15 protein-coding genes are annotated in these 18,191 nt (G+C 56.7%); 9 read left to right on the forward strand and 6 right to left on the reverse strand.

Annotated elements, in window-relative coordinates; translation table 11 throughout:
• Positions 1-362: 362 nt before the first annotated feature.
• Together MXM41_RS11140 and MXM41_RS11145 are read left to right on the forward strand one after the other, a co-directional pair.
• Positions 363-1,766 carry a sensor domain-containing diguanylate cyclase gene (locus MXM41_RS11140; RefSeq protein ID WP_325931978.1) on the forward strand — a complete coding sequence of 468 codons (1,404 nt, stop codon included), beginning with the start codon at positions 363-365 and terminating at the stop codon, positions 1,764-1,766.
• A gap of 338 nt (positions 1,767-2,104) precedes the next feature.
• Positions 2,105-3,691 (forward strand): EAL domain-containing protein, encoded by a 1,587-nt coding sequence (locus MXM41_RS11145; RefSeq protein WP_325931979.1) that lies wholly within the window; start codon positions 2,105-2,107, stop codon positions 3,689-3,691.
• Here MXM41_RS11145 and soxS read toward each other — a convergent pair.
• On the reverse strand, positions 3,688-4,014 hold the full coding sequence (gene soxS / locus MXM41_RS11150; RefSeq protein WP_039031951.1) for a superoxide response transcriptional regulator SoxS: 327 nt from the start codon (positions 4,012-4,014) through the stop codon (positions 3,688-3,690). The two genes, MXM41_RS11145 and soxS, sit on opposite strands and share 4 nt — an antisense overlap.
• Before the next feature lie 98 nt (positions 4,015-4,112).
• On the opposite strand from soxS, the gene soxR reads away from it, so the two are divergent.
• From soxR to MXM41_RS11170, 4 genes are all read left to right on the forward strand, one after another.
• The gene (gene soxR, locus MXM41_RS11155) at positions 4,113-4,571 is read left to right on the forward strand and encodes a redox-sensitive transcriptional activator SoxR (RefSeq protein WP_039031952.1); all 459 of its coding nucleotides are present in this window, start codon (positions 4,113-4,115) and stop codon (positions 4,569-4,571) included.
• Positions 4,572-4,846: 275 nt separating this feature from the next.
• Positions 4,847-5,518 carry a glutathione S-transferase gene (locus tag MXM41_RS11160; protein ID WP_325931981.1) on the forward strand — a complete coding sequence of 224 codons (672 nt, stop codon included), beginning with the start codon at positions 4,847-4,849 and terminating at the stop codon, positions 5,516-5,518.
• Positions 5,519-5,815: 297 nt separating this feature from the next.
• Positions 5,816-7,165, forward strand: a complete 1,350-nt coding sequence (gene ghxP / locus MXM41_RS11165) for a guanine/hypoxanthine transporter GhxP (RefSeq protein ID WP_325931982.1) — start codon at positions 5,816-5,818, stop codon at positions 7,163-7,165.
• A 151-nt stretch (positions 7,166-7,316) separates the two neighbouring features.
• Positions 7,317-8,963, forward strand: a complete 1,647-nt coding sequence (locus MXM41_RS11170; protein WP_325931984.1) for a Na+/H+ antiporter — start codon at positions 7,317-7,319, stop codon at positions 8,961-8,963.
• Between the two features lie 570 nt (positions 8,964-9,533).
• Here MXM41_RS11170 and MXM41_RS11175 read toward each other — a convergent pair.
• On the reverse strand, positions 9,534-10,421 hold the full coding sequence (locus MXM41_RS11175; protein WP_325931986.1) for a LysR family transcriptional regulator: 888 nt from the start codon (positions 10,419-10,421) through the stop codon (positions 9,534-9,536).
• 101 nt (positions 10,422-10,522) lie between these two features.
• On the opposite strand from MXM41_RS11175, the gene MXM41_RS11180 reads away from it, so the two are divergent.
• Together MXM41_RS11180 and MXM41_RS11185 are read left to right on the forward strand one after the other, a co-directional pair.
• Positions 10,523-10,933, forward strand: a complete 411-nt coding sequence (locus MXM41_RS11180) for a CidA/LrgA family protein (protein WP_325931987.1) — start codon at positions 10,523-10,525, stop codon at positions 10,931-10,933.
• A complete protein-coding gene (locus tag MXM41_RS11185) occupies positions 10,926-11,615 on the forward strand; it encodes an LrgB family protein (RefSeq protein WP_325931988.1) in 690 nt (229 codons plus the stop codon). The genes MXM41_RS11180 and MXM41_RS11185 overlap by 8 nt, the downstream gene beginning before the upstream one ends.
• Positions 11,616-11,667: 52 nt before the next feature.
• Here MXM41_RS11185 and MXM41_RS11190 read toward each other — a convergent pair whose 3' ends face one another.
• Positions 11,668-12,945 carry an ABC transporter substrate-binding protein gene (locus MXM41_RS11190; protein WP_325931989.1) on the reverse strand — a complete coding sequence of 426 codons (1,278 nt, stop codon included), beginning with the start codon at positions 12,943-12,945 and terminating at the stop codon, positions 11,668-11,670.
• Positions 12,946-13,051: 106 nt separating this feature from the next.
• Positions 13,052-14,347 (reverse strand): Gfo/Idh/MocA family oxidoreductase, encoded by a 1,296-nt coding sequence (locus MXM41_RS11195; RefSeq protein WP_325931990.1) that lies wholly within the window; start codon positions 14,345-14,347, stop codon positions 13,052-13,054.
• Positions 14,348-14,393: 46 nt separating this feature from the next.
• Here MXM41_RS11195 and MXM41_RS11200 point away from each other — a divergent pair, with 46 nt between their 5' ends.
• Positions 14,394-15,971, forward strand: coding sequence for a hypothetical protein (locus MXM41_RS11200; protein ID WP_325931991.1), 1,578 nt, complete (start codon positions 14,394-14,396; stop codon positions 15,969-15,971).
• Positions 15,972-16,181: 210 nt separating this feature from the next.
• Here MXM41_RS11200 and actP read toward each other — a convergent pair whose 3' ends face one another.
• Positions 16,182-17,831 carry a cation/acetate symporter ActP gene (gene actP / locus MXM41_RS11205; RefSeq protein ID WP_325931992.1) on the reverse strand — a complete coding sequence of 550 codons (1,650 nt, stop codon included), beginning with the start codon at positions 17,829-17,831 and terminating at the stop codon, positions 16,182-16,184.
• The gene (locus tag MXM41_RS11210; protein ID WP_325931994.1) at positions 17,828-18,142 is read right to left on the reverse strand and encodes a DUF485 domain-containing protein; all 315 of its coding nucleotides are present in this window, start codon (positions 18,140-18,142) and stop codon (positions 17,828-17,830) included. The genes actP and MXM41_RS11210 overlap by 4 nt, the downstream gene beginning before the upstream one ends.
• Positions 18,143-18,191: the final 49 nt, after the last annotated feature.

Consider the following 18,191-nt stretch of genomic DNA (forward strand, 5'->3'; position numbering starts at 1 on the left):
TTAACCTTTTATTTATTGTGGTTATAAGTCTTAGGAATATATCTTTAGTCTGCTAACCGCCCTGGTTGCGATAACTTTATTGATAATTCATTGAGATAAGAAAACATGTACAGGTAAAGCGCCGATGTACAATATTTACAGCCTCAGGGCTATGGATTATGCTTCAACCGGTTACCTAATTTGCCCGTAATAAATAAATCAGGCTTTAACTGGTTATTATTTTCTGTACTTTTACTTTTACACACGCGTTCTTTTTCGACAGGGTGAGACAGCCGCATTAATAGATGCTGACTGCCTGTCCCTTCATGCCTGATCTATTCGTTGCGACATTTTTATCTCGTTAATGAGCTACGAATAAAACGATGAAGCAAACAAATCGAGAAAATATAAATGACAGTACACGGGCCCTGCACGCATTAGCTAAATTAATGCCAAAATTATCGTCGCAGCGAACCTTAACGGATCTCCTGCAGACGATTAATCATACCTTTGGCGCCCAACTGTGTTGGATGATGATAGAGGATGATGCGGGTCAGCAGCAGTTTGTCAGTGTCGGTGAATTAACGTGCCAACCGTCGGAAATTAAAACCTTTCTCGCCAGCGGGTTATTGCAACGTCATCATCGTGCATGGCGAGTGATCTGCTGGAAAGAGAATGCTGGTACGCTTTTATTTCCTTGTGCGCATCCGGGCTATACGCAATTACAGTGTGGCGTGCTGTATAAACTCTCCCCGCAACAGGATCCCTGCAACGGCTACTTCTTCCTCGGCTTTACGCAATCCCTTAGCAGCATCACCGTGCTGAAAGAGGTGGTGGTGATCCTGGTTGAAAAACTGAAAGATTATGTGACCGGTCTCGTTGCCCGTGAACGCACAGCAAAAGAGATGCAGCGGGTGATCACCCAGTATAAAACGCTGTTTGAGCGGGCACCGGTACTGATGAACTCGTTCGACCGGCATAGCCGCTGCGTATTGTGGAATGTTGAGTGTGAAAAGGTATTTGGCTGGACGATGGCGGAGATCAACACCCATCCCGATCCGCTGGCGCTCTTTTATCCTGACCCGGAGGTGCGGCGACGGGTGCGCGAGTCGGTTAATACCGCCCCCCTGAACGATATGTATGAATGGCATCCAATGCGGCGGGACGGCGTCCAGCTGACGATTTTGTGGTCGAACATCTCCCTGCCGGACGGCTCGATCCTCAATATCGGGCTTGATATTACCGCGCGTAAAAAAGCAGAGCAGCAGCTGGAGATGAAGGCCACCACCGACGATCTGACGCGCTGTCTGAATCGCTTTGCCATACTGCAGCAGATTGGTGCTGCGCTGGAGGCCAGCCGGCGCGAGGAGGCCGACAGCCACTTCTCTGTCATGATGCTCGACCTGGATTTCTTTAAGCAAATTAATGATAAGTGGGGCCATCTGGTGGGCGATGCCGCGCTGGTGCATTTTTGCGACTGCCTGCGGGCGCTAATCCCGCCGGGTTCGGCGCTGGGGCGGGTAGGTGGAGAGGAGTTTTTACTGCTGCTGCCTAAAACTCGCAGCGACGCGGCGGTGCAACTCTCAACGGCGCTCCGCCAGGCGCTCTCTTTCACGCCGCTTAAGGTCGGCAGCCGAACCTTAACGCTCTCCTTCAGCGCGGGCGTAGTAGAGGTGAGCGGAAAACCGCGCGATACCTCATCGCTACTCATTAGCGCAGATAAGGCACTGTACGATGCCAAGCGCGGTGGAAGGGGAAAAACAATCGTCGCGGTTGATTATTTATAAATCACTTTAATCATTCCCATGGATAAATAGCATAAGATTTCACGGTGGAGTTGCGCTTTTTTTACTCCAGGGGGAGTTTGGCTTAATCGACGATTTTCTGTTGCGTTATCCGGAAGCCGGGCTTGCTGGACCGGTAATTATTTAACTTAATTAACACGAAACGAATACTTTCAGTTTGGCTTACGGACAAATATTATCGGCATAACTAAATATTAGGTTATTGGCGTTAAAAGTCAGTTGCTAACTTCGCATGATTCATGCAACGTAATCACCTGTTTAGCAAAGCATCCGGCCTTCATGACTACAGGCACATAAAAAGCAGGGATAATAGGGCGGAAATGAATCGTAACGCACGGGACAAGGTGCTGAGGATAGTCGGGGTTATCATGGTAGTTTTGCTACCTGTGATGCTTGCGCTATGGTTTGCTCAGCAACGCGCGGTCAACGAAACAAGCAGCCAACTTCGCTCCTTTGCTGCACTCGCTTTAGACAAAACTGAACTGGTTATTCAGCAGGTTGAGCTGGCTCGTCACGCTGCCGAAAAATACTCGGGTGATATTTGTACGCCGGAACATCGGCAATATATGTTAAATATTGTCCGGGGCCGACTCTACATTGCTGATCTCCTTTACGCCGAAGGCAAACACTTTCTCTGCTCAACGACCAACACTCCCGAAAACCCGTATACGATTTCTGCTGCCAATTACCAACGCGCTCCTGACGTCTTTATCTATTATTACCGCGACACGCCGTTTTATGCGGGATATAAAATGACCTATATGCAGGTCGGTAATTATGTGGTGGTGGTCAATCCCCTAACCTATAGCGAAGTGATGTCTGCCGATCGCTCCCTGGCATGGGGCGTATTTGACACGGTAAATAACGACTTTTTCTCCATCAGCGAACAGGCAAAAGAAAATGAATTAAAAAGGCTGACTGGTGATAATGAAGCTATTTTCCAGAACGAAGGCCGTTTTTACACTATTGTTCGCTCGGATAAACGCCCGATTGCCGCCATTGTTTCAACAACCAGCCAGCGGTTTTATGAAGTTCTCTATCATCAGGCAACATTAACCCTGCCGTTGGGGATGATCAGCAGCATTATTATTTTACTGATGTGGTCGAGAACGCGACGCGAATTCAATTCACCGGGGCGCTTATTGCATCGGGCATTAAATAAAAGACAGCTGTGTCTGCATTACCAGCCGATTATCGATATTAAAACAAATGAATGTGTAGGCGCAGAGGCGCTGTTGCGTTGGCCTGGTTTTAACGGCCCGGTCATGAGTCCGGTAGAGTTTATCCCGCTGGCAGAAAAAGAGGGCATGAGCGAACGGATCACCGATTATGTGGTAGAAGAAGTCTTCAGCGATCTGGGTCATTTCCTGGCCTGTAACCCACATCTCTATATCTCCATTAACCTCTCGGCAACGGATTTTCACTCTTCACGCCTGATTGCGATGATTACCGATAAAGCCCGGCACTACAGCGTCCGCGCCCAGCAGATAAAAATCGAAGTGACGGAGCGCGGCTTCATTGACGTACCCAGAACCACGCCGGTGATTCAGGCTTTCCGCCAGGCAGGTTATGAAGTGGCGATTGACGATTTTGGTACCGGCTATTCCAATCTGCACAACCTTTACTCGCTGAACGTGGATATCCTGAAAATCGATAAGACCTTCATCGATACGCTGACCACCAACAGCACCAGCCATCTTATCGTCGAGCACATTATCGAAATGGCCCAAAGCCTGCGCCTGAAAACCATCGCGGAAGGGGTGGAGACAGCGGAACAGGTGATGTGGTTAAACAAGCGCGGCGTTCAGTATTGCCAGGGCTGGCACTTTGCCAGGGCGATGTCACCACAGGATTTCATGACCTGGCAACATCAGCCCGTTGCGCCGTCCCTTGTCCATAGCCACTAATTGAGCTGGTGGCGATAGTCGCTGGGAGTACGATCAAACTCGCGGCGGAAGACGCGGGAAAACGTCTGCTGGGAGACATATCCCAAATCCATGGCGATATCAAAAATAGGCCGTTGGGTGGTGCGTAACGCCTGTGCGGCCAGCAGTAATCTGCGTTGACGAATGTATTCGCCCAGCGTCTGGTGCATGACGGCGCGGAACATTCTCTGTAAATACCATTTTGAATAACCCGACTTTTTAGCCACCACATCGATACTCAAAGGTTGATCGATATGGTCGTCCATCCATTCAATAAGTGTCTGAATAATTTGTTGATGCGACATAGAGCAGCCTCTCTCTGGATACATCTGTATCGTTTGATTCGTCGTTTGGTCTGCGGGTGAGTATAATTCCTCAAGTTAACTTGAGGTAAAGGGGTTTTATGGAAAAGAAATTACCGCGGATTAAACCGCTGCTGTCTCCAGGCGAGGTAGCAAGGCGGAGCGGCGTGGCGGTGTCTGCGCTGCATTTCTATGAAAGCAAAGGGTTAATTAAGAGCATCCGCAACACTGGAAATCAGCGCCGCTATACTCGCGACGTGCTGCGCTATGTGGCCATCATTAAGATTGCCCAGCGCATTGGGATCCCGTTGGCCACCATTGGCGAAGCATTCGGCATCCTGCCGGAAGGCCATACTCTGAGCGCGAAAGAGTGGAAAGCGCTCTCCTCCCAGTGGCGTGATGAACTGGATCGGCGCATTCATACCCTGGTGGCGCTGCGCGATGAGCTGGACGGGTGCATTGGTTGTGGATGTCTGTCGCGCAGCGACTGCCCGCTGCGTAACCCCGGGGATAAGCTGGGCGAGCAGGGAACCGGCGCGCGGCTGCTGGAAGAGGATTAGCCCGACGCATAAAAAACTAAAGCGCCACAACAGAGCGCTTTAGTTTATTCCCGGTCTTTGTCTTTCTCTCTATCCCGCTGGTTCACAGGAGGGTTTCCCCCGACATCAACACCCCTCAGTCGAGCATCTGGTGGAGGTTCCGGTTTGTGCTGACACTTTAAGTCTAGGCCGCGGCCTCAGGTTTACCAGCCTGTTCGCGCGAAAACTCGGCAAAATTTTTTCGTCAGGTTGTGCAATTTTCTATAGTTAGTGAATACCTCACACTGGAGATGACCATGATTAAGGTCCACCACCTCAATCAGTCCCGATCGCAGCGCGTGCTCTGGGCGCTGGAAGAGCTTTCTCTGCCTTATCAGATCGTTCGTTATGAGCGGGATAAGACCATGATGGCTCCCGCGGCGCTGCGCAAAGTCCACCCGCTGGGTAAATCCCCGGTGCTGGAGGACAATGGCCTGATCCTGGCGGAATCGGGCGCTATCCTCGAATATTTGCAGGAAACATACGATCCCGGATCTCAGTTAAAGCCGCAGGATCGCGAGCTGAAGCTGCATTACCGTTTCTGGCTCCATTACGCGGAAGGCTCATTGATGCCGCTGCTGCTGATGAAACTGGTCTTCTCAAGTCTCGGTAAACCGCCCATCCCCTTTGGCCTGCGAACGCTGGGCAAAACGCTGGGGCAGGGGGTGCAGAAGGCCTATCTCAACCGCCAGCTGGAAACGCACGCCCGTTTTCTGGAGTCTTCGCTGAAGGATCATCGCTGGTTTGCCGGGGATCATGTCAGCATGGCGGACGTGCAGATGAGCTTCCCGGTATTGGCCCTCCTTGAACGCGGCGGCATGGACGATCTTCCTCGCCTGCAGGCGTGGAAGAAAAACGTCGAAATGCGCCCGGCCTGGCAGCGGGCGATCCAGCAAGGGGGACCGTTCGAGATCCCCGGCGGCTCCTGAAAATGTTATCAAATTGCGCATTCACGATAACGTTTGCGCATACTCTGTTCACTTCTTCACCGCCTCGCAGGTAATTTGGCAGAAAACGTCAAAGTTAAGTTGAAAATGCCCGTGTTTAAGCCGGATAATCGTTTGCCTTCATTTCAATACCCGTTTTGTCAGCGCGAAGCTAAACGTTTGCTTTTTTATGACGCCCCTCTTTGTCATAAACGCAGCACAAGGATATGACGTTTTGCTGGTCGTGGAGTGTCCGTCACGCTGACAGGCGACAATTATCATTTTCAGGGGATGTTTTCTATGTCTACGCCATCTGCGCGTACCGGCGGTTCACTCGACGCCTTTTTTAAAATTTCTGCCCGCGGCAGCACCGCGCGTCAGGAAATCGTTGCCGGTCTGACGACCTTCCTGGCCATGGTCTACTCGGTGATCGTGGTGCCGGGCATGCTGGGTAAAGCCGGTTTCCCGCCGGCGGCGGTCTTTGTCGCCACCTGTCTGGTTGCCGGCGTCGGTTCTATCGTAATGGGTCTTTGGGCTAACCTGCCGCTGGCGATTGGTTGCGCTATCTCGCTCACCGCCTTTACCGCTTTCAGCCTGGTGCTGGGTCAGCAGATCAGCGTGCCGGTGGCGCTGGGCGCCGTGTTCCTGATGGGTGTGCTGTTTACCATCATCTCTGCCACCGGTATCCGTAGCTGGATCCTGCGCAATCTGCCGCAGGGTATTGCGCACGGCACGGGGATCGGCATCGGGCTGTTCCTGCTGCTGATTGCCGCCAACGGCGTGGGCCTGGTCATCAAGAACCCGCTGGATGGTCTGCCGGTTGCGCTGGGTAATTTCGCCAGCTTCCCGGTGATCATGTCCCTGATTGGCCTGGCGGTGATTATCGGTCTGGAAAAGCTGAAGGTGCCGGGCGGCATCCTGCTGACCATCATTGGCGTCTCTATTGTCGGCCTGATTTTCGATCCTGCCGTGCACTTCTCCGGCGTGTTCGCCATGCCATCCCTGAGTGATGAAAACGGCAACTCGCTGATTGGCAGCCTGGATATCATGGGGGCGTTGAACCCGGTTGTTCTGCCAAGCGTGCTGGCGCTGGTGATGACCGCGGTCTTCGATGCCACCGGAACCATCCGCGCGGTGGCCGGTCAGGCTAACCTGCTGGATAAAGACGGGCAGATTATCGATGGCGGCAAAGCGCTGACCACCGACTCCCTGAGCAGCGTCTTCTCGGGTCTGGTAGGCGCCGCTCCGGCAGCGGTATACATCGAATCTGCGGCGGGTACCGCGGCAGGCGGTAAAACCGGCCTGACGGCGATTACCATCGGGGTGCTGTTCCTGCTGATCCTGTTCCTCGCGCCGCTCTCCTATCTGGTGCCGGCATACGCCACCGCCCCTGCGCTGATGTATGTGGGCCTGCTGATGCTGAGCAACGTGGCGAAGATTGATTTTGCCGATTTCGTCGATGCGATGGCCGGACTTATCACCGCGGTGTTTATCGTGCTGACCTGTAACATCGTAACCGGCATCATGATTGGTTTTGCCTCCCTGGTGATCGGCCGTATCGTCTCTGGCGAATGGCGTAAGCTGAACATCGGCACGGTGGTGATTGCCGTCGCGCTGGTGGTGTTCTACGCGGGCGGCTGGGCTATCTAAGCGGTCAACGGCGTATAAAAACGGGTGGCTCAGGCCGCCCGTTTTTATTTTCAGAACACATCTCGTTGTCATATGCGTTACTCTGGGAAAGATAGACTAAGGCACGATGCCAGTGGCCTCAACGAACAGAATCATCGCAAACAGGGAACGCATGGAAATCTTCTTCACAATACTCATTATGACCCTTCTGGTCTCCCTTTCCGGGGTAGTTACCCGCGTACTGCCCTTTCAGCTACCGCTGCCGCTCATGCAGATCGCTATTGGTGCTCTACTGGCGTGGCCGACGTTCGGATTGCATGTCGAGTTCGATCCCGAACTGTTTCTGGTGCTGTTTATTCCGCCTCTGCTGTTTGCCGACGGCTGGAAAACGCCCACGCGGGAGTTTCTCGAACACGGGCGCGAGATCCTGGGTCTGGCGCTGGCGCTGGTGGTCGTCACCGTGGTGGGGATCGGCTTCCTCATCTACTGGATAGTGCCGGGGATCCCGCTGATACCCGCTTTTGCGCTGGCGGCGGTGCTGTCACCCACCGATGCCGTGGCGCTGTCCGGCATCGTCGGGGAGGGCCGCATGCCGAAAAAAATCATGGGTATTCTGCAGGGCGAGGCGCTGATGAACGACGCCTCCGGCCTGGTGGCGCTGAAATTTGCCGTCGCCGTGGCGATGGGCACCATGATCTTTACCATCGGCGGCGCCACCGTAGAGTTCTTCAAAGTGGCGATTGGCGGCATCCTCGCCGGGTTCGTGGTGAGCTGGCTGTATGGCCGTTCGCTGCGCTTCCTCAGCCGCTGGGGTGGCGATGAACCCGCCACGCAGATCGTGCTGCTGTTCCTGCTGCCTTTCGCCTCCTACCTGATCGCGGAGCACATTGGCGTATCGGGCATTCTGGCGGCGGTGGCGGCAGGCATGACCATCACCCGTTCCGGGGTGATGCGTACCGCGCCGCTGGCGATGCGTCTGCGCGCCAACAGCACCTGGGCAATGCTGGAGTTTGTCTTTAACGGCATGGTCTTCCTGCTGTTGGGCCTGCAGCTGCCGGGCATTCTCGAATCGTCGCTGGTGGCGGCAGAGGCCGACCCGAACGTCGAAACCTGGATGCTGTTTACCGATATCGTGCTGATTTACGCCGCGCTGATGCTGGTGCGCTTCGGCTGGCTGTGGACGATGAAAAAATTCAGCGTGCGTTTTTTGAAAAACAAACCGATGGAGTTTGGCTCCTGGACCACCCGTGAGCTGCTGATTTCGACCTTCGCCGGGGTACGCGGGGCGATCACCCTGGCCGGTGTGCTCTCCATTCCGCTGCTGCTGCCGACCGGGGACGTCTTCCCGGCGCGCTACGAGCTGGTGTTCCTGGCGGCTGGCGTGATCCTGTTCTCGCTGTTTGTCGGCGTGGTGATGCTGCCGATTCTGCTGCAACACATGGAGGTGGGCGATCACGTCCAGCAGCATAAAGAGGCGCGTATCGCCCGGGCGGCCACCGCTGAAGTGGCGATTGTCACTATTCAGAAGATGGAAGAGCGCCTGGCGGCCGATACCGAGGAGAACCTTGACACCCAGCTGCTGAAAGAGGTGAGTTCACGAGTCATTGGTAACCTGCGCCGCCGCGCGGATGGCCGCAATGACGTGGAGAGCTCGCTGCAGGAAGAGAACCTTGAGCGCCGCTTCCGCCTGGCCGCACTGCGCGCTGAACGCGCGGAGCTCTACCACCTGCGCGCCACCCGGGAGATCAGCAACGAGACGCTGCAAAAACTGCTGCACGATCTCGACCTGATGGAAGCGCTGTTGGTTGAGAAGCCGTAGCTGCCCCTCACCCTGACCCTCTCCCCAAAGGGGAGAGGGGATAATCGGGCACGGTGCGGCGTTACGATCTCAGGGGAATAATCGGGCACGGTGCGGCGTTACGATCTCAGGGGAATAATCGGGCACGGTGCAGCGTTACGATCTCAGGGGAATAATCGGGCACGGTGCGGCTTTACGATCTCAGGGGAATAATCGGGCACGGTGCGGCTTTACGATCTCAGGGGAATAATCGTGCACGGTGCGGCTTTACGATCCCAGGGGGATAATCGGGCACGGTGCGGCTTTACGATCTCAGGGGAATAATCGGGCACGGTGCGGCGTTACGATCTCAGGGGAATAATCGGGCACGGTGCGGCGTTACGATCTCAGGGGAATAATCGTGCACGGTGCGGCTTTACGATCTCAGGGGGATAATCGGGCACGGTGCGGCTTTACGATCTCAGGGGAATAATCGGGCACGGTGCGGCTTTACGATCTCAGGGGAATAATCGGGCACGGTGCGGCTTTACGATCTCAGGGGAATAATCGGGCACGGTGCGGCTTTTTTCCCTCTCCCCTATGGGGAGAGGGCTAGGGTGAGGGGCCCCAAAATCCTTCACAGCACTTCAGCCACGCCTGGGCGCTGTGCGACAGATAGACCCCTTCCCGCCAGATCATCCCCAGCTGCCAGTGCAGATCGCTGTTCAGCGGGATCCAGCGCAGCGTGTTTTTATCCAGCCGTTCGCAGATGGGCTGCGGCAGAATGGCGATCCCCACCCCCGCCTGCACCATCGCGGCCAGAAAATCCCACTGTCCGCTGCGCACCGCAATGCGCGGCTTAACGCCGTGCTGGTTAAACAGCTGCATCAGCTGGCGGCTGAGGGCAAAATCTTCGTTGTAGATAAGCAAAGGATGCTCGGCCAGAAGTTCAGGGTTGATCGCATCAAGCGTCATCCAGCTGCCGGAGCGCGGCACCAGCACGCACAGCGGATGGCTGAACAGCGGTAGGGCAGTCAAACCGCTGTCCTCCTCCACCGGCAGGGCGGTCATCGCCAGGTCCAGCTCGCCGTTGATCACCGCCTGCTGGACGGTTAAGCCGCCAAATTCAGAAATTTTCAGCTCTACGCCGGGGTAACGCTGGCGAAACAGGCCAATGGGTCCGGCCATCATCATCCCCACCATTGGCGGAATGCCGAGGCGCAGTATGCCCCTGTTCAGGTGGTGGATGTCGCCAAGCTCGGCCTCCAGCTGGCGAAACTCCGCCAGGATCGCCAGCCCGCGCTCAAACACCACGCGGCCGGTGTCGGTTAACAGCAGCTTGCGCCCGTCGCGGATCAGCAGGGTACAGTTCAGTTCATCTTCGAGGTTCTTCAGCATCTTGCTGATGGTGGGCTGGGTGACAAAGAGCTTCTCCGCGGCGCGGGTAAAACTCTGCTGGCGGACCACTTCGACAAAGTAACGCAGCGTGCGTATGTCCATGACTATTCCTCGAAACTATACCTTTGATGATTTTAATTCATTTCAGTGAATTACGGGCGCTGACTATACTGACGCTCCCTCTCATTTTTAGGAAATCCTCCATGACCGTGGCGTTAGGTCGCGTTACGCCTGCCGTCGTGCAACGACTCCAGGTCCCGGTTCAGGTACTGCTTTACGCGGGTCTGTTTGTCTTCGCTGAATACCTCGTCGGCTGGCTCCATCTGCCGCTGCCGGCCAACCTGGTCGGGATGGTGCTGATGTTCAGCCTGATCCTCTGTCGCATTATTCCTCTGCGCTGGGTGCGGGCGGGCTCGCGCTGGCTGCTGGCGGAGATGCTGCTGTTTTTCGTGCCGGCGGTGGTAGCGGTGGTCAACTACGTCCAGCTGCTGGTGGTGGATGGCTGGCGCATCTTTGCGGTGATCGCCCTGAGCACCCTGATGGTGCTGGGCGCGACAGCATGGGTGGTGGATAAAGTGTACCGCTTTGAAATCAGCAGGCAGAAACATGACTAATTTTCAGGTCAGCGTGCTCTGTCTGGTGGTGACGCTGGCGATCTACTTCGCCAACAAGCGCCTCTACCGCCGCTTTCGCAAACTGCTGCTGATGCCGCTGGTTTTCACCCCCATCCTGCTGGTGATGATGCTGGTGTGGGGCCATATCTCCTGGCAGAACTATATCGGTGAAGCGCACTGGCTGCTGTGGCTGCTGGGCCCGGCGACCATCGCCTTTGCGGTGCCGGTGTACGATAACCTGGCGGTGATTAAGCGCCACTGGATGTCGCTCTCGGCCGGGGTGATCACCGCCACGGTGGTGGCCGTGACCAGCTCTGTCTGGCTGGCGCGGTTATTTACCCTGTCGGATGAGATCCAGCGCAGCCTGGCGGTGCGTTCCGTTACCACGCCGTTTGCGCTGGCGGCGGCAAAACCGCTCGGCGGACAGCCGGATCTGGTGGCGCTGTTCGTGGTGGTCACCGGGGTATTTGGGATGGCGGTAGGGGATATGCTGTTTCTGCGCCTCTCTATTCGCGAAGGGATGGCGAAAGGGGCTGGCTTTGGCGCGGCGTCTCACGGCGCGGGCACCGCCCGCTCCTATGAGCTGGGCCCGCAGGAGGGTGTGGTGGCAAGCCTGGTGATGATGCTCTCCGGCGTGGTGATGGTGCTGGCCGCCCCGCTGGTGGCGTGGGTGATGTTCTGATAAATGCCGGGTGGCGCTGCGCTTACCCGGCCTACAGATTCTGTATGCGGCGCTAACGGTTCAAACGCCGCACAATGCGCTCCACCTTCTGGCGGAAATCTGCCGCGACCTGAGCGGGCTGCTGGCCCTGCTCCAGCTTTTCCCGCGCCGAGGTAAACTGGTCAATCACCTGCAAATCTTCAATATAGGGCGTGGCGACGACCGTGGTATGCAGCGACTGCGCCTGGCGCAGCCCGGCAATCACCGGATCGTTCGGATCGATAACCCCTTTCTCCGATAACCGTGTTTCCGCCGCCTTGTTGAGCGGTATCCCGCGCTCCAGCCCCAGGGCCTCCACCGACTGCGGATCGTTGAGCAGGTAGTTCACCAGGATTGCCGCCTCTTTCGGGTGTCTGGTGGATTTTGCCACCGACAGCATCTGCGCTGTTTTGAAGTACACCCCGGACTCCTGCGTGCCGGGCTGCATCACGTAGTCGCCCAGCACCAGCTTCGCAGGCGGTGTCAGGTTATTGGCAAACATGCGAATGGTGATATTCCAGGTGAACAGTCCGCCCCACTCGCCGTTAATCCACGGCTTCATCTCATAGAGGTTGCCTTTGCCGTAGGAAGAGAGCGTTTTAGGCGAGGGCAGGATGCGATCGTCGCTCAGGCGCTTCACAAAGCCGAAGGCCTCGACCCACTGCGCCTCGTTCCAGGCGAAGGTACCGTCGCTGTTGAACATCGGCTGCTGGTGGGTCTGCATCATGTACGCATTGAGCAGCAGAATCACATCCTGATCGACCATGGCGTAGGGGTAGTAGTTATTACCCAGTTTCTGCTGGAAGATCTTCCCGGCGGCAAAAAAGTCGTCCCAGGTTTTCGGGTAAGTCAGCCCGGCTTTCTGCCAGGTAACGTTGTTGTAGTAAAAGACCGGGGCATTGACCGAAATCGGCAGGCCGTTGAGCTTGCCTTTAACGGTAGTCGATTGCAGATCCTGCGCCTGGTACTGGCTCAAATCGAGTTCCGCTTTCAGCTTATCCAGGTCGTAATAACCGTCGCCGTTTTTGGAAAAAATAATCAGCCACGGCCAGTTGGTCTGCATGACATCCGGCTCGGTGCCGCTCGCCATCTGGGTGGTCAGGCGCGAAAGATGTCCGTCCCAGCCGGTATATTCGGCCTTCACCTTAATCTCCGGATGGGCCTTCTCAAAGGCGTCCAGCGCCTTCAGCGTGGCCTGGTGACGGCTGTTGCCACCCCACCACGACATGCGTAATTCAACGGGCGGCTGCGCCCAGGCAGAGGTACAGGAAAATAACAGCGATGCGATGACACCTGAAACGCGTTTTTTCATTATTGTCTCCGGAACAGAGGCATAAATATTGTTATTAAACAGGTGAGTAACTGCATAATACTACCGGCGGTTCCGGCGCGGCAGTCCCCGCGCCGGCGTGAGACGCTTAACGTTTCGTCAGACGGGAAACCAGCTCAAACTCCTTAAAGTTCACCGGACGCTGCTGCTGCATGGAGATATTGCCCGCAATGCCGGTGAGGATGGACATAGCTCCGGCGCGATGGTCTGCCGCCCGCTGCAGCGGATCTTCTCCCGGCGTGCCAAACAGATCGGCCAGCATCGCGTTATCGCCGCCGCCGTGGCCCCCTTCACCGAGGCTGAATTCCGCTTTCCACGGCTCGGCAAACATCGGGAAGACGGTCAGCTCGCACTGCTCCAGGCTGCCCTCGTTTTCACGTTCGCCCCCGGCGTTGACGTAAGACTTCTCGACGATTTTCATCTCCAGGCGCCCTTCGGTGCCGTTAAAGACCACGTTCAATCCTTCCCACGGCAGATAGGCGTTGAGGGAGTAGGTGAGCTGAACCTGGTTCTGGTATTTCACCAGCACCGACATCGTGTCTTCGATGGTGATCCCGTCGCTGAACACGCTCTGGTCGCGGAAGTAGTTATCTTCGTGCTCGGCGTCCAGATAGAGCGCTTTGAGCTGCGCGTTCTCTGCCATATGCAGCGCAAAGGGATCGTCTTTCGCCCCGGCAAAGCCGTGGGCGCGGGGATAGAACTGCATAACGCCGCGCTTCTCCGCGTTCTCCTTGCCGTAGAACTGCAGGCTGCCTTCGGCGTAGACCCGTTCCGGATAGCTGCCCAGCCAGAAGTTCATCAGGTCGAAATGGTGGGTGGATTTATGCACCAGCAGGCCGCCGCTGTTGCGTTTTTCCCGGTGCCAGCGGCGGAAGTAATCCGCGCCGTGTTCGGTGTTGAGTAGCCACTCAAAGTGCACCGAGGTCACCTTGCCAATTACCCCCTGCATCAGTAGTTCGCGCACTTTGCTGTGGTGCGGGGCGTAGCGGTAGTTGAACGCCACGCGCACGGTGCGGCCAGTCTCTTCAATGGCGTCGAGAATGCGCAGAGCGCGCTGTTCGTCGATGGTCATCGGCTTTTCAGTGATCACATCGCAGCCGGCGTGCAGCGCGCGCACGATATAGTCGTCGTGGGTGCGGTCCATGGTGGTGACAATGACAATATCGGGACGCGTCTCGCGGATCATCTCTTCAAACTGCGCCGCCTGCCAGGTGGAGACCGGCGTCGCCCCTTCGTTTTTTAATAACTGGTTGGCGTATTGCATACGCGTCTTGTTAGTATCACAGAACGCGACAAGTCTGGCATTTTCCCGCCAGGCTCCACCGATGGCGGAAATATATAAACCCGCGCGACCGCCGGTCCCGACCAGAGCATATTTTTTCATGGCATCCTCGATTAAATAACAAAATGACTATCAGCAAGGTGACGCAATGAAACGTATTCCCCATCAACTGATGGAGCTGAACAGCACCTTTATCTGGCACTGGCCCTGGTTTATTCAGGGGGTTAAAAGCGCTAAACAGCACGGTTTCACTGGCATCATCCTGCACCAACAGGAACTGCTTTCAGTACTTGCGACGCCCTCGCCGTTGAGCCAGAAACTCAACGTCGAGAACCTTATTCATCAGCAACATTACGCCCTGCACTATTTAAAACGTGTCGACAGTTATCTGGCGGAAAATAATTTATCGTTCTGGCTTCAGGGCGAAGCCGCGCCCAATGACGACATTATTAAGCGTAAATTTCCGGAACTGACGTTCGACGAAAAAAGCGCGCCTGATTTCTGGCACCATTTTTATGCCGCGATACTGCATCCGCTATTAGCGGCGCTGCCCCACCTCGGTGGCCTTATTCTCAGCCTGACGACGCCGGAGTTTCAGACCCGCCGCTGGCAGCAAAGTCTGCACGATGTCTGGAGCCTGCTGCGCGCCCGGGGCAAGAAGCTCATCCTGCGCGACTTTATCGACAACAGCTGGCCGCGACAGCAGCTCCCGAACATGCTGGCGACGCTCCCGGACGACGTGCGCGCCTCGGTAAAAGCCACCGAGCTGGATTACCACCCCGGCTTTGCTAACCATCCGCACATCGCCACCCTGCCGGGACATAAAAAGTGGATCGAATACGACCTTTTTGGCACCGGCTACGGCTGGACCGCGCTACCGTGCTATCTGGCCGATGAGATCGGCGGTCGCTTAAGCTGGGCGCTCAGCGCCGCAGAAAACGAAATCGAAGCCATTACCTCCCGCGTGAGCTGGCAGTGGCTCCCCGACAGCCGGGTGATGGACTCCGTTAACGCCATCAACCTGTTTGGTCTTTCTGCCGCGAATCAGGCCGCCGGGGCGGCGCTGCCCGGCACCTTCGATCGCTGGGCTGAACACCATCAGCTCGGTTTTCGCTCCCTGCAGGACAAGCATCAGCTTTCGGCCATCGTCCACGCCAGCTATGACTGGCTGTGTAAAACGCCAAACTTTCTCGGGCGGCGGCTGCACTATCAGAGCCAGATCCCGGAGAGTATTGCCCAGGCCCAGCAGCTGCTGCATATGGACACCCGCAGCGCCAACTGGATGCACGCCTGGCAGCCGCTGATGCCCGCCGACGATCCCGCCCCTGGCAAAGAGCAGCGCGAGCGGGTGGCGCTGGAAAAAGAGGCCGCCTGCTTCCTGGCGTCACGCACGCTGCACAACCTGCGCGAGCTGATGCCGCGGATAACCTGCCCGGACGACACTTTGGCGATCCTGCTGGCCGCCTGGCGCAGCGCGGAGATTTACAGCCAGATGTTCGCTCAGGTCGCCGCCGCCGTAACCGACGTGCTGTGGCTCGACCATTACGGCCCGGACAGCCTGCCCGCCGACACGCTGCAGACGCACCAGCAGCGGCTGCTGCACTACACCGACACCCTCGATCGCTGGCTGGCGAACCCGCCTGCCAGCGGGCCGCTGTTCCTGCCGCTGCTGCTGAGCCCGGCGCGTCTTGAGCGCTTTGCCAGAAGCCTCGGTGAGCCGCTGTAACTAAAGAATAAAAACTGCGCCCGGGGTTGTCTGTATTCAGCGCGGCGGGAAAGCCGGGGAACGGCGTGAAATCGGGAAAAGTGTGATGGAGGTTGCGGATTGCAGATAAAGCCTGTGATGCGGATCGGCTTTTTTCCTTCAGGCGACGTGATAAACGTCACCTGAAGGGGGAAAAAAGGTGATCCCCGACCAGCGGCCGGGGAGGGGATTTTAGTGCGCGCGGCCCTGTTCGACACCCAGGCCGGTTTGGGAACGGATAAACTGGGCACGGAACTTCTCGCGCTCCAGGTTGCCTTCCGGCGAGTTATCGGTGGCCGAGAAGACCCAGATACCGATAAAGGCCACGGCGATGGAGAACAGCGCCGGGTACTCATACGGGAAAATGGCGCTTTCGTGACCGAGGATCTGCACCCAGATGGTTGGGCCGAGGATCATCAGGATCACCGCCGTCAGCAGGCCGAGCCAGCCGCCGATCATTGCCCCCCGGGTGGTCAGCTTCGACCAGTACATAGAGAGCAGAATGATCGGGAAGTTACAGCTTGCCGCAATCGAGAAGGCCAGCCCCACCATAAAGGCGATGTTCTGGTTCTCAAACAGGATCCCCAGCAGGATCGCCACCACACCCAGCACCAGCACGGTGATTTTAGAGACCTTCAGTTCGTCGCGCTCAGAGGCGCCTTTACGCCAGACGTTGGCATAGAGGTCGTGGGAGACCGCAGAGGCGCCCGCCAGCGTCAGGCCGGCGACCACCGCCAGGATCGTGGCGAAGGCCACGGCGGAGATAAAGCCGAGGAACAGGTTACCGCCCACGGCGTCAGCCAGATGCACCGCCGCCATGTTATTACCGCCGATCAGCGCCCCTGCCGCGTCTTTAAACGCCGGATTTGCCCCTACCAGCATGATGGCGCCGAAGCCGATGATAAAGGTGAGGATATAGAAATAACCCATAAAGCCGGTGGCGTAGAAGACGCTCTTACGCGCTTCACGCGCATCGGACACGGTGAAGAAACGCATCAGGATGTGCGGCAGACCCGCGGTACCGAACATCAGCCCCAGCCCTAACGACAGCGCCGATATCGGATCTTTCACCAGCCCGCCCGGGCTCATGATCGCTTCCCCTTTCGGGTGTACCGCCATCGCTTCGGTGAAGAGGTTATTAAAGCTAAAGCCGACGTGCTTCATCACCATAAAGGCCATAAAGCTGGCGCCAAACAGCAGCAGTACCGCTTTGATGATCTGTACCCAGGTGGTAGCGAGCATGCCGCCGAACAGAACGTACATCACCATCAGCACACCCACCAGCACCACCGCGACGTGGTAATTCAGGCCGAACAGCAGCTGGATCAGTTTGCCCGCGCCCACCATCTGGGCGATGAGGTACAGCGCCACCACCACCAGCGAGCCGCAGGCGGAGAGGGTACGAATCGGTCCCTGCTTCAGGCGGTATGAGGCCACATCGGCAAAGGTGTAACGCCCGAGGTTACGCAGGCGTTCGGCGATCAGGAACAGAATGATCGGCCAGCCGACGAGGAAGCCCAGGGAGTAGATCAGCCCGTCATAACCGGAGGTATACACCAACGCCGAGATGCCGAGGAAGGAGGCCGCCGACATAAAGTCCCCGGCGATAGCCAGCCCGTTCTGGAAGCCGGTAATGTTGCCGCCCGCGGTGTAGTAATCGTTACGCGAGCGCACGCGTTTCGACGCCCAGTAAGTGATGTAGAGCGTCAGCACCACGAAGATCAGGAACATCACAATCGCCTGCCAGTTGGTCGGCTGGCGTTCAACTGCGCCGCTAATGGCATCGGCGGCATTTGCCGCGAAGGGAAGGGTGGCGGCCAGCGCCGTCAGAATTCGCTTCATGATACTTTTACCTCGCGCAGCACCGCCTTATTGAGGCGATCAAACTCGCCGTTTGCCCGCCAGACGTACACGCCGGTCAGGACAAACGAAATGACGATCACCCCGATGCCGATAGGGATGCCGCGCGTAACGCTGGTGCCTGCATGCAGCGGGGTGCCGAGCCAGTGTGGGGCAAAGGCAATCAGCAGAATAAAGCCCACGTAGATGATCAGCATGATAATAGAGAGAATGAAGGCAAACCGTTGCCGCTTATCTACCAGTTCCCTGTAGTGCGCACTGTTCTCTATCTGCTGACAAATATTGTCATTCATCAGAGTTCTCCAGAAGTATTTGTAGGGGAGGTTTTTTTATTCCCTCTCC

It is taken from the genome of Leclercia adecarboxylata, assembly GCF_035787115.1.
GTDB classification, from domain to species: Bacteria; Pseudomonadota; Gammaproteobacteria; order Enterobacterales; family Enterobacteriaceae; genus Enterobacter; species Enterobacter adecarboxylatus_E.